This is a genomic window from Roseomonas haemaphysalidis, from assembly GCF_017355405.1.
Classification (GTDB): domain Bacteria; phylum Pseudomonadota; class Alphaproteobacteria; order Acetobacterales; family Acetobacteraceae; genus Pseudoroseomonas; species Pseudoroseomonas haemaphysalidis.
In genome coordinates, this window is the sequence record NZ_CP061177.1 from 2,895,442 (window position 1) to 2,907,500 (window position 12,059).

The following is a 12,059-nucleotide window of genomic DNA, read 5'->3' on the forward strand; positions in this document are numbered from 1 at the left end:
CCGTGCCGTGCCACATTGCCGTCATGCGGCAATTGATCCTGCTCCGTCACGCCAAGTCGTCCTGGGATGATCCCGGTTTGCCGGACCACGCCCGCCCCCTGAACGCCCGGGGCCGCCGCGCCGCCGCCGTGATGGCGGCCGTGATGCGTGACCTGGGGCTGGGGCCGGACCTCGTGCTCGTCTCCTCCGCCCGGCGGACGCTGCAAACGCTGGAAGCGCTGTCGCCCCTGCCGGACAGCCCGCTGGTCGAGCCGATGGACGACCTCTACCTCGCCACCTGGCAGCGCATGCTGGACACGTTGCGCGGGCTGCCTGAGACGGTGCGCAGCGTGCTGCTGATCGGCCACAACCCCGGCATGCATGACTTGGCCCTCGCGCTGGCGGGGCCCGAGGCCATGCAGCGTGGCACCGCCCCCGGCACCGCGCGGCTGGCGGACAACTTCCCGACCGCCGCCCTGGCGGAATTCTCGATCGGCGTGCCCTGGCGGTCGCTGCAGCAGGGCCAGGCGCGGCTGCTGCGCTTTATCGCACCCAACGACCTGCCCGAGATGGCCGGCTGAATGGAGCCCCCCGCCGCCGCGCCGCCGCCGGAACCACTGCCAGAGCCGCCGCCGCCCGTGCCACCGCTGGAACTGGAGCTGGAACTGCCGCCCGAGGCCGTGGCGCAGTTGTGGCGGCATGCCGCGCTGGGCCAGCCCCGCGCCCGGGGCGTGGCCGAGGACTGCGTCTGGCTGGACAGCGCCGATGGCCAATTGTCGAAGCGGGGCGAAGCGCTGGAAGCCCCCCGCAAAGGCCCGCGGCGGCACCTGCGGGTGATGCCGCCGGAGGGTTCGCAGCCACCCGGTTTGGCCCCGCTGCCCCTGGCGGAATACGCGCCCTCAGCCGCACCCGACGTCGTGGCCGACCAGATCCTGCAGCCTCTCGCCGCCTTCACCGGCCGCCGGCAGGAGGTCGTGGCGGGTGGCGTGCGGCTTGTGCTGCGCCATGGCAACCTGCGCTGCGTCGCGGCGGAAGCGCCCATCGCGCGCCTGACGCTCAGCGGCCCGGCCCCGGCGTTGCTGACGCTGGCGGCGGAGCTGGCGCGCGACCTGCCGCTGCTGCCCGCCCGCGCCGCGATGCCCGAAGCCGCGCAGGCGCTGGCCCGCCAGCAATCCCCCCGCCCCCGGCGCCTGGGTCCACCGGACCTCGGGGAAACGGAAACGGTGCCCGACGCGCTGGCACTGTCCATCGGTCATCTGGCCGAGGTGCTGTTGTGGCACAGCGGCCGGGTTGGGCCCGATGCCGGGCCGGAAGGGGTGCACCAATGCCGCGTCGCCATCCGGCGCCTGCGGTCCTGCCTCAAGCAGTTCCGGCCGGTGGCCGATGCACCGCCCTTGCGCGAGCTGGATGCCATGCTGGGCGATCTGGCCCGGGCCATGGGTGCGGCGCGCGACCTGGATGTCTTTTTGCGCGACCTGGGCGCGGCGCTGGGGCGTGCGGCCGGCGAGGACCGCCGCGTGGCAACGCTGTTGCGCGTGGCAGAGGCCCGGCGGCGCGCGGCCTATGCGACGCTGGCGGTACGGCTGGCCTCGCCGCAGTTCCGCCGACTGATTTGGTTTGCTTGCTGCCTGGCGGTGCTTCGCGAATGGCTACCGGACGATGGCACTGAGGCGGCACCGCTGCGCCCCTTCGCCGCGGCCACCTTGTCCCGCCGCTGGCGCCAACTGCGGCGGCGTGGCGCCGGGATCGAGGAGCTGGATGCCGAGGCGCTGCACGAGCTGCGGCTGGCCGGCAAGCGGCTGCGCTATGCGGCCGAGTTGTTCGCACCGCTGTGGCCGGGCAAGGCCGGACGCCGGTTCCTGAAGCGCCTAGCCGCCTTGCAGGAAGCCCTGGGTCTGGCGAACGACACGCATGTGGCCCGCGCCTTGGCTGCCGGGCTGGGCCAGCCCCTGGCGGGCAGCGGCAAGGCGGGCGGCTGGGCGGTGGGGCTGGCGGAAGGCTTCGCCCTGGCCCAGGGCGCAGGCGCGCGGCGCGACGCGATCCGTGCCTGGCACCGGCTGCGCAAGGCAGAGCCGTTCTGGAAGGACTAGCCGGCGGTCTGCCTTGACTGCCGCACGAAACTCCGGTCCAGGCGGCACCGCCACCCTGTCGGGCATCTCACGCATCGCAGCCGGTCTGTGTGCGGCTGTTTCCCGGGGCCGGGCCGCGCAGAGCGAAGTCGCGCTCGTGATCGATGTTGAGACTCGGCGCGCGGCGGAGGCCTAGCGCAAAGCGCAGGACGCGGCCCTTTCTCGCTGGCGTGACGGCTGATCCGCCCCATGTGATGCGCACCAGCGGGATGGAGGCACACGGCGGCCTCCCCCCGGATGGACACCCATCGCGGCCCTGCCTATCTTGCGCTGCATCATGACGGCGCCGCGTCACACGGCGGCACCGCCCCCCGCGAGCAACAGACTCAAGGAAGACGCCATGAGCGAAAACGCCAAAGGCTCCGTCACGGTCACGCTGGACGGCTCCAACAAGAGCATCACCACACCGCTGATGCATGGCACCATCGGGCCGGACGTGTTTGACATCCGCAAGGTCTACAACGAGCTGGGCGTCTTCACCTTTGACCCGGGCTACGGCGGCACCGCCGCCTGCGATAGCAAGATCACCTACATCGACGGTGACCAGGGCATCCTGCTGTATCGCGGCTACCCGATCGAGCAGCTGGCCGAGAAGAGCAACTTCCTGGAAGTCTCCTACCTGCTGCTGCACGGCGAGTTGCCGACCACCGAGCAGATGAAGGAGTTCGAGCACAACGTCGTCATGCACACCATGGTGCATGAGCAGCTGCGCTCCTTCTTCGGTGGCTTCCGCCGCGATGCGCACCCGATGGCGATCCTGTGCGGCGTGGTGGGCGCCCTGTCCGCCTTCTACCACGACAGCCTCGACATCACGGATGAGCGGCAGCGCGAGATCGCGGCCTTCCGCCTGCTGGCCAAGGTGCCGACCATCGCCGCGATGGCCTACAAGTACTCCATCGGCCAGCCCTTCGTGTACCCGCGCAACGACCTCGGCTACGCCGAGAACTTCCTGTACATGCTGAACGCCGTGCCGGCCGAAGAGTACAAGGTGAACCCGATCCTGGCGCGTGCCATGGACCGCATCCTGGTACTGCACGCCGACCACGAGCAGAACGCCTCCACCTCCACCGTGCGTCTGGCCGGCTCCACGGGTGCCAACCCCTACGCCTGCATCGCCGCCGGTATCGCCGCATTGTGGGGCCCCGCGCATGGCGGCGCCAACGAGGCGGTGCTGAAGATGCTCGGTGAGATCGGGCATGTCGACAACATCCCGGACTTCATCAGCAAGGTTAAGGACAAGAACTCGGGCGTGAAGCTGATGGGCTTCGGGCACCGCGTGTACAAGAACTTCGACCCGCGCGCGAAGATCATGCAGGCCACCTGCCATGAGGTGCTGCGCGAGCTGGGCATCAAGGACGAGCCGCTGCTTGACCTTGCCGTCGCGCTCGAAAAGATCGCGCTGGAGGACGAATACTTCGTCAGCCGCAAGCTGTACCCGAACGTCGACTTCTATTCCGGCATTATCCTGAAGGCGATGGGCATTCCCACCCACATGTTCACCGTGCTGTTCGCGGTGGCACGCACCGTGGGCTGGGTGAGCCAGTGGAAGGAGATGATCGAGGAGCCGGGCCAGCGGATCGGCCGCCCGCGGCAGATCTACACGGGCTCCCCGGCGCGCGACTACGCCAAGCCCTGAACGGCAACGGGGGATTCGCTGAACGACGGCCCCTGAAACCTTGCCAATGCGTCAACCCTGCCGGCCACGCCGGCAGGGTCTTTTTTTGTCGTTTTCTGTACTGTGATGTAGAACTCGAAGACAACACTGCAACATATTGGAAAATACAGTTAAGACCGACATTGGCCATGCGGCATACCGAGACTTGATTGCCAAGTCATAGCTGTGTTGCTTGTAAAAAATGCTGACGCCCACTTGATCACTAAACCGTGATAATGATTGATGCGCGGACCTGAGCAAAAGGCCGGACCGCTGATGATTCAAATCGATAGGCCTGAACTGACGTACCGGTCGCTCGATGATCTGGTGCGCCGACGGCTGAGACAATGGCCGCAGCGCCCACCGGGCGCGCTGGATACCCCGAAGCAGCGCGGCGTCTGGTTGCGGGCCCGGCCAGGCGAGCCGGATGCCTCGTTGCAGCCCTATCTGCGCCTGCCCGGCTCGCAGCGGTTGCGTACGATGCCCGATGGCCTGTGGCTGCATGTGAGCCCCGATCCGGCCGATGCCTATTGCGACATCCTCTGCATCGAAGCGTGCTCGACGTTGCAGAACCTGCTCGACAAACGCTCCCGCTTCGCGCCTTCCACCATCTCCCTGCTCGCCGTCTGTCCGGTGCCGTGGCTGTTGGATGCCGTGGCGGCCCATGACGCGACTCCGCGCTGGAAGCTGATCCGGTTGCTGAAGCAGGAACCGACGGCACCTTTGGTCCTGCCGGTTCGCGACGTGCGCGTGCTGTACGGCTTGAAGAAGCGGCAATACGAGGGTTTCGCGCGGACACAGATGCCCCAGGCCCACGAGTATTTCTGCCCGATGGAGGCTTTGACCGATGAGGAAGGGGCCAGCAATCCGGCGATGCGGGCCCTGATCTCCCGTGCCTCAGGTGCCGCCAACTTCATGGCGCTGCCCTGGTAGGACTACCGGTGCAACCTCCCTGCCCGCCCCGGTTTGAGTCCGGTGACACCAGGGAGATGCGATCATGGCCAAGGAAACCAGCAATGCCGGTCTGGAGAACTGGGGCACAGGCCCGTCCAGCGCCCGGCCGGGCAGCGTCGGGCCCCACGACGTAAACGACAAGCAGCTCAAGCCGGACGACAAGCCGATGGACCCGGGCAAGAACTACGAGAACCAGCCCGGCGACAACAAGGGCATGGGCGTTGGCAAGGACGCGCCGGGCGGCCCGGTCAACATCAAGGTCAAGGAATAAGCGGGCGACCGCGAATCGCCCTGACGGGCTGATTCGCGGCCTTGGCCCCATGCAACGGCCGGTTGAACCGGGATCAGATGGGCTTCAGGCCCCGCTCGATCTCCGCCCGCCGGTGTTCCAGGAAGGGCGGCAGGGACAGGGTTTCCCCCAGGGCGTCCGGCGCTTCGTCGGTCGCGAAGCCGGGGCCGTCGGTCGCGATCTCGTACAGGATGCCGGACGGTTCCCGCACATACAGGCTGCGGAAGTAAAAGCGGTCAACCGGGCCGCTGGACCGCAGGCCGAAGCTCTCGAAACGCTGCACCCAATAGTCGTATTCGTCGTCCCGCACACGGAAGGCGACGTGATGCACGCTGCCGGCACCGGGCTGGTGGCGCGACAGGCCCGGCTCCACCCGCATGTGCAGTTCCGCCGCGGGACCGCCCTCGCCCATCGCATAGACGCGTGTCACGACGCCATCCGCGCCGGTCACCTCGCGGTCCAGCCGCATGGCCATGACCTTGGTGGCAAAGGCGTCCGACTGGTCCGCCCGGGCCACGCTCATGGTGATGGGGCCAAGGCCGCGGATTTGATGCTCCGCCGGCACCGGGCTGCGCGCCCAGGGGTGCGCGGGGCCGACTCCACCGTCATCGATCAGGGCCAGCCGCTGGCCTTCCGGGTCCTCGAAGGTGAGTTCGAGGCGACCATCCACCGTCGTGACCGGGCCGTGCGGGACGTTGTGCGCGTCAAGCCGTGCCGCCCACCAGTCCAGAGTGGCCGCGCCGTTCACCCGCAAGGCGGTCCGGACCACGCTGTTGGTGCCCCGCACCTCCCGCGCAGCCGGCCAGTCGAAGAAGGTGAGGTCGGTGCCGGGGCTTGCTTCGCCATCCGCGTAGAAAAGGTGGTAGGCGCTGACGTCATCCTGGTTGACGGTCTTCTTGACCATCCGCATGCCCAGAATGCGTGTGTAGAAATCGTGGTTTCCCTTGGCGTCCGCCGAGACGGCCGTCAGGTGATGAATGCCATGCAGCTGCATTGTCGCTCTCCTGTATCCTGACGGCCTGTCGGAGGCCTTAGGCGCGGCCGCGCAGCAGGGCGCCGGTCACTTCCGCCACATGGCGGCCCTGGCTGGCAGCCATGCCAAGCTCGGCCTCGGTCGGCTGCCGGGAGCCGTCGCCATTCGCGATGGTGGTGGCGCCGTAGGGCGAGCCGCCGGTGATCTGCGAATTGTCCATCTGCCGCTTCTCGGTATAGGGCAGGCCGACGATCGTCATGCCGAAGTGCATCAGGTTGACGATGGTGGACACCAGCGTGGTTTCCTGTCCGCCATGCTGGCTGGCCGTGGAGGTGAAGACCGATCCGACCTTGCCCACCAGCTTATCGCCGAACCACAGGCCGCCGGCCTGGTCCAGGAAGTTGGCCATCTGCGACGCCATGCGGCCAAAGCGCGTGGGCGTGCCGATGACGATGGCGTCGTAGTCCGCCATCTCGTTGACCGTCGCGACGGGGGCCTGCTGGTCCATCTTGAAGTGGGAGTTCCGTGCCACATCCTCAGGCACCAGCTCGGGCACGCGCTTGATGGTCACCTCGGTGCCGGGAACGGCACGGGCGCCTTCGGCCAGCGCCTGGGCCATGGTCTCGATGTGGCCGTAGCTGGAATAATACAGAACCAGGATCTTGGTCATAGTCATCGCTTCCTTCGGAGTGGTGTGCGTCGGGAAAGAATTGCGTTCGCGCAGCCCCGCTGGCAACCGCTTGAGCAGGAACGCTGCGTTCGCTAATCGAGAACGATGCGACCAGACCCAGAGGATCTCGCGACGTTTGTTCAGGTGGTGGACAGTGGCACGCTGACGGCTGCGGCCTTGCGGCTCGGCTTCGCGAAGTCCGTCGTCAGCAAGCGGGTGCGGGGGCTGGAAGCCATGCTGGGCGCTAAGCTGCTGCACCGGGCGCCACGGCAGGTGACGGCCACGGAAACCGGCCTCCTCCTCTACGCCCGCGCCCGCACCCTGCTGGCGGAGCTCGACAGCCTGACCGAGGACGTCTCCTCCCGCGCCGGCGCCCTGCGCGGTGCCATCCGTGTGGCGGCCCCCATGAGCTTCGGCACCCGCCACCTCGGTCCCGTGATCGCTGATTTCGCTCGGCGCTACACGGAGATGGAGGTGACGCTGGACCTCGACGACCGCTACGTCGACCTGCAGGGCGGCGGATACGACCTCGCGGTGCGGATCGGCCGGCTGGAGGATTCGGCGCTGCGGTCCCGCCGGCTGGGCACCAGTCACCGGGTGCTGTGCTGCTCGGCCGACTATGCCGGGCGGGCGGGGCTGCCGCAAACGCTGGAAGCCCTGCAGGCCCACGACGTGACCAGCTACGGCAACAGCCGGGCTGGGCATATCTGGCGCTTCATGCCGCGCGAGCCGGGGGCCGAGCGGCGGGTGGCACAGCATCGCTCACTGGCCCTGCAAGGCCGGTTGTCGTCCAACAGCGGCGAGGCGTTGCTGGATGCCGCCCGCGCCGGCCTGGGCCTGACGCTCATGCCAAGCTTCATGGTAGGCCCTGCGATCGCCGATGGCTCGTTGATACCGGTGCCGCTTCCCGGGTGGGTCCCGGTACCGGATACCATTCACGTGGTGTGGCCGGACACTCGGGCGCTGCCATTGAAGCTGCGCGCCATGGTCGAGCACCTGGCGGCGGCCATTGCCGAACCCTTTGCCTGGGATGCGGCGCTGCCGGACGAGGCGCTACCGGTCAGGCTCGGAACCGTCTAAAACACGGCATCGCCTTCTGGAATGATCATCTTGCAGCTTACCAAAGAACAGGCCGAGGCCGCCCGCGCGCTGGGATGCCGCTTTGTCGCCGCGACGGAAGCGCAGATCCGCCAGTTCTCGATGCAGCGCCGGATCTTCACGATCGAAGGTCAGCCCTTTCTGGCGGCGCGCAAGGATGGCTTCTACGAGACGGCCGGTACCCTGCAGGCTCTGATCGCGGGAGCGATGAGTGAGCTGGATGCAGAACCGGCGCCGGCGCCCGAGCCCACCCCTCCGCAACCCGTCACACGGGAACAGGTAAACGAGGAAGAACCGCTTCCGGATGAGCCAGAGGATCCGGTCGAGGCCATCCCGCCGCCAGTGGCTCGGGGCCCCATGACGCGGGCCACCGCGGCACCTCATCGGTCGCCGCAGGGCCCCGTGATGGCAGCGACGGTCACCATCGTGAAAGGCTACGCCCGCCGCGGCACGCTGGACACCGCTATGCTGACGACCCTTGTGGCCAGCGTGCATCAGACGCTGCGACGACTGGCCTGATGCCCTAGCGGCGGCGTGCTGCTGCGGTCTTCGCCTGTCGGTCACGCATAGCGTTGCACCCTGCCATGAGCAGGACCATTTGTGGCCTCGCTTTCCTTTTGGAGCCGCAATGCACGCCATTCCCGCGAGCCTGATTCTGCCCTGGCAGCAGATCGGTGAACCTGGCTTCCGCTGGCCTCTCTTCAAAGGCGTGGGCGGTGCCATCCTGGCCTTTGCCGCGCTGATCGGATTGGCGGACTGGGGCGTGGCCTCTCTGGTTGGCGGCCAAGGGTGGTTGGCGACATTGGCAGGTCTTCTAGGAGGTTTGCTGGTTCTGGTGTCCGCCGTGTGGCTGTTCGTGCCAGTGACGATGGCAATTGCCGGGCTGTTCCTGGACGAGGTGGCCGACGCGGTGGAGCGGCGGCATTACCCGTCCTTGCCCCCAGCTGAAGGCTCGGCGCTTCATAGTCAGGCCTGGGCGGGGCTGACCCTGGGCGTGCGGCTTCTTGGCTTGACGCTATTGGTCGCACCCCTGGCACTGTTCCTGCCGCCCGTGGGTGCGGTCGCGTTCTGGGCTATCGCCGCGGTGTCGCTCGGCTACGGATTGTTTGATGGGGTCGCGCAGCGCCGGATGTCGATCGCCGAATCGCACCGCCTCAGAGCGCGGATGCGGGGGCCTATATTGGTGCTGGGCGGTGTATTAGCGCTGCTGGCCCTGGTACCACTCCTGAACCTGACGGTGCCGGTCCTGGGCACCGCGGCGATGACGCATTTGCTGCACCGGGCCAACCCTGAGACGGTGCAGCACCAGCGCTAGGTCAAGCTGCCTTCGGGCGGGCCAGGACGTCGTCCATCGCCGCACCCAATTCGCGTGCAACGTCCTCCGTCACCGGTGGCAGGGGTACCCGGGTTGTGAGCCAACCCATGTCGCCATAGCGATGTGCCACCAATGCTTTAACTGCCGGGGTTACCGGGTAGCGCAGAATGGCTTCCACGAGTGGCGCGATGCGCGCATCGTCCTGGCCGGTTCTGGCTGCCGCCAGGAGAATCTGCGGGGCAGCGTTGGACAGACCACAGATCGTGCCACTACCGCCTTCCCGAACCGCTCGGGCAAGCAACCTCTCATCCCCAACCAGTATCTGTAGGTCGCGGTGTTGGGACAGCAAGGTCGCGGTGTTGTCCCAATCGCCTGAGCTGTCTTTGACGCCGGCGATCAGGGACGGAAAGGCTTGCCGAAGCCGCCCCGCCAATGCTGCCGAAATGCCGACCCCCGTCATTTGGGGAATGTGGTACAGGTATACTTGAGTCCGACCCTGAAGCGGCTGCAGTATTTTGGCGTACCAAGCGAAGACTGAATCCTGGTCGACAGCGCGAAAATAGCTGGGCGGAGCAATCAGCAAACCGCGGCAACCGGCGGCCAGGGCGGCTTCGGCCTGGGCGGAGCTATCTTCATCTGACAAGGCCATAACACCAGACAGCAATTTCTGGGCAGGATCGATACCGGATGCTGCGAGCGCTGCGAAAGCAGCTTGGCGGGGAGCAATACCGAATGAGGTGCCCTCCCCTGTCGTACCAAATAACGTCAGGGTGTCGCAGCCGCTGTCGAGGCAATTGCGCGCATGAGCCACCAGCCGAGGGAGATCGAGTGCTCCATCGGTTGAAACCGGGCTGGTCAAAGCGCAACCCAGGCCAAAATGTTTGGTCGAGACGGACATTAGACGGACATTTCCTGTTCTGGTGATGGGCCTGGTTTCGTCCGGCCAGTCTTGAGAGACAGGTTAACATGCCGCCACGACCCCCTCGCAAGGAATTACCTCTAGAGACCACCCCACGCATGCTGACCCCCCGGACGCGTATGATGCGTTCGGGGGTTGATGGTGAGTGGGGGGAGGTTTTGGTGAGGGATGCGGGGACAGGATTTGAACCTGTGACCTTCAGGTTATGAGCCTGACGAGCTACCGGGCTGCTCCACCCCGCGTGGGTGTATGTGTTGGGATCTGTGCGGTGATCAACGGTACGATCCGGCTGGGTGGCCCGGCGGCGACCTACTCTCCCGTGCCTTGAGACACAGTACCATGGGCGCTGAGGCGTTTCACGGCCGAGTTCGGGATGGGATCGGGTGTGGCAGCCTCGCGATGGCCACCGGGCCACCGAGCCGGATCGAAGTTGATGGTGCACAGATGTGAGGTGATGAGGATGGTGATATCGGGTGGAAGTGTTGTGAGTGTGTCGCGGATGGATGCTGCGTGCGGTGTTCATCGTGAGATGGACCGCGTTGATAGAGTTGAGATCGATCGGGCTATTAGGACCGCTCGGCTGCGTCTGTTACCAGACTTCCACCTGCGGCCTATCGACGTGATGGTCTATCACGGCCCTTAGGGAGATCTCGTTTAGAGGCTGGTTTCCCGCTTAGATGCCTTCAGCGGTTATCCGTTCCGCACTTAGCTACCCAGCGATGCGCCTGGCGGCACAACTGGTACACCAGAGGTACGTCCATCCCGGTCCTCTCGTACTAGGGACAGATCCTCGCAAATCTCCTACACCCATGGCAGATAGGGACCGAACTGTCTCACGACGTTCTAAACCCAGCTCACGTACCGCTTTAATCGGCGAACAGCCGAACCCTTGGGACCTGCTCCAGCCCCGGGATGCGATGAGCCGACATCGAGGTGCCAAACCTCCCCGTCGATGTGGACTCTTGGGGGAGATCAGCCTGTTATCCCTAGAGTACCTTTTATCCGTTGAGCGATGGCCCTTCCACGCGGGACCACCGGATCACTAAGGCCGACTTTCGTCTCTGTTCGCGCTGTCGCGCTCACAGTCAGGCGGGCTTATGCCTTTGCACTCAACAGCCGATGTCCGACCGGCTTGAGCCCACCATCGCGCGCCTCCGTTACCATTTGGGAGGCGACCGCCCCAGTCAAACTGCCCACCACGCAGGGTCCCGACCCCGGATAACGGGGTTCGGTTAGATGCCAGAAAAGCTCAGGGTGGTATTTCAAGGTTGCCTCCGCCCAAGCTAGCGCCCGGGGTTCAATGGCTCCCACCTATCCTACACAGCTCTGTCCTGGCACCACTGCGAAGTTGCAGTAAAGGTTCATAGGGTCTTTCCGTCTGACCACGGGTACCCCGCATCTTCACGGGGAATTCAATTTCGCTGAGCCCATGCTGGAGACAGTGGGGAGGTCGTTACGCCATTCGTGCAGGTCGGAACTTACCCGACAAGGAATTTCGCTACCTTAGGACCGTTATAGTTACGGCCGCCGTTTACCGGGGCTTCGGTTCGATGCTTGCACATCTCCCCTTAACCTTCCGGCACCGGGCAGGCGTCAGACCCTATACGTCATCTCTCGATTTCGCAGAGCCCTGTGTTTTTACTAAACAGTCGCCACCCCCTGGTCTGTGCCACCCCATCACGGTTGCCCGCAAAGGGGTCTCGCTTATCCCGAAGTTACGCGAGTAATTTGCCTAGTTCCTTCAGCATGGTTCTCTCAAGCGCCTCGGTATACTCAACCAGTCCACCTGTGTCGGTTTCGGGTACGGACCATATGCTAGAGCTATTTCCTGGACCGATCCGGCAGCCCCTCCAATCCGATAAGGAGGAACAACGGTTCACGGTCGTCACTTCTAGCGGGCTCAGGAATATTCACCTGATTTCCATCGGCTACGGCTGTCGCCCTCGCCTTAGGGACCGGCTCACCCTGCGCGGATTGGCCTTGCGCAGGAACCCTTGGACTTTCGGCGAGAGGGGTTCTCACCCTCTTTGTCGCTACTCATGTCCGCATTCGCACTTCCGATACCTCCAGGACCCCTCA

General features: G+C 65.7%; 11 protein-coding genes, 1 tRNA gene and 2 rRNA genes (1 of these 14 running past the window's edge). 8 read left to right on the forward strand and 6 right to left on the reverse strand.

Annotated elements, in window-relative coordinates; translation table 11 throughout:
* Positions 1–23 precede the first annotated feature (23 nt).
* The 5 genes from IAI59_RS13420 to IAI59_RS13440 all read left to right on the forward strand — a co-directional run bounded on the left by IAI59_RS13420 (position 24) and on the right by IAI59_RS13440 (position 4,987).
* A complete protein-coding gene (locus tag IAI59_RS13420) occupies positions 24–560 on the forward strand; it encodes a SixA phosphatase family protein (protein ID WP_207418106.1) in 537 nt (178 codons plus the stop codon).
* Complete coding sequence (locus tag IAI59_RS13425; protein ID WP_207418104.1) at positions 561–2,069, forward strand: CYTH and CHAD domain-containing protein; 1,509 nt, start codon at positions 561–563, stop codon at positions 2,067–2,069.
* 379 nt (positions 2,070–2,448) lie between these two features.
* Complete coding sequence (gene gltA, locus IAI59_RS13430) at positions 2,449–3,744, forward strand: citrate synthase (protein ID WP_207418102.1); 1,296 nt, start codon at positions 2,449–2,451, stop codon at positions 3,742–3,744.
* A 261-nt stretch (positions 3,745–4,005) separates the two neighbouring features.
* On the forward strand, positions 4,006–4,695 hold the full coding sequence (locus IAI59_RS13435) for a hypothetical protein (protein WP_237180824.1): 690 nt from the start codon (positions 4,006–4,008) through the stop codon (positions 4,693–4,695).
* 64 nt (positions 4,696–4,759) lie between these two features.
* Positions 4,760–4,987: a hypothetical protein gene (locus IAI59_RS13440; protein WP_207418100.1), complete on the forward strand. Its 228-nt coding sequence runs from the start codon at positions 4,760–4,762 to the stop codon at positions 4,985–4,987.
* Positions 4,988–5,060: 73 nt separating this feature from the next.
* Here the strand turns inward: IAI59_RS13440 and IAI59_RS13445 are convergent, their stop codons facing one another.
* Both IAI59_RS13445 and wrbA read right to left on the reverse strand, forming a co-directional pair.
* Positions 5,061–5,999 carry a ring-cleaving dioxygenase gene (locus tag IAI59_RS13445; protein WP_207418098.1) on the reverse strand — a complete coding sequence of 313 codons (939 nt, stop codon included), beginning with the start codon at positions 5,997–5,999 and terminating at the stop codon, positions 5,061–5,063.
* Positions 6,000–6,036: 37 nt separating this feature from the next.
* A complete protein-coding gene (gene wrbA / locus IAI59_RS13450; protein ID WP_207418096.1) occupies positions 6,037–6,648 on the reverse strand; it encodes an NAD(P)H:quinone oxidoreductase in 612 nt (203 codons plus the stop codon).
* A gap of 105 nt (positions 6,649–6,753) precedes the next feature.
* Between wrbA and IAI59_RS13455 the strand changes: the two genes are divergently transcribed.
* From IAI59_RS13455 to IAI59_RS13465, 3 genes are all read left to right on the forward strand, one after another.
* Positions 6,754–7,728: a LysR family transcriptional regulator gene (locus IAI59_RS13455; protein ID WP_207418095.1), complete on the forward strand. Its 975-nt coding sequence runs from the start codon at positions 6,754–6,756 to the stop codon at positions 7,726–7,728.
* Between the two features lie 21 nt (positions 7,729–7,749).
* Entirely contained in the window at positions 7,750–8,265 is a 516-nt protein-coding gene (locus IAI59_RS13460) for a Ros/MucR family transcriptional regulator (protein ID WP_207418094.1), read from the forward strand.
* Between the two features lie 109 nt (positions 8,266–8,374).
* On the forward strand, positions 8,375–9,061 hold the full coding sequence (locus tag IAI59_RS13465) for an EI24 domain-containing protein (protein ID WP_207418093.1): 687 nt from the start codon (positions 8,375–8,377) through the stop codon (positions 9,059–9,061).
* 1 nt (position 9,062) lies between these two features.
* Here IAI59_RS13465 and IAI59_RS13470 read toward each other — a convergent pair whose 3' ends face one another.
* The 4 genes from IAI59_RS13470 to IAI59_RS13485 form a co-directional block, all read right to left on the reverse strand.
* Positions 9,063–9,959 carry a dihydrodipicolinate synthase family protein gene (locus IAI59_RS13470; protein ID WP_207418092.1) on the reverse strand — a complete coding sequence of 299 codons (897 nt, stop codon included), beginning with the start codon at positions 9,957–9,959 and terminating at the stop codon, positions 9,063–9,065.
* Between the two features lie 189 nt (positions 9,960–10,148).
* Positions 10,149–10,222: transfer RNA gene (locus IAI59_RS13475), tRNA-Met, on the reverse strand.
* Between the two features lie 54 nt (positions 10,223–10,276).
* A 5S ribosomal RNA gene (gene rrf, locus IAI59_RS13480) occupies positions 10,277–10,391 on the reverse strand.
* 134 nt (positions 10,392–10,525) lie between these two features.
* Positions 10,526–12,059 (reverse strand): 23S ribosomal RNA (locus IAI59_RS13485) (it continues 1,202 nt past the right edge of the window).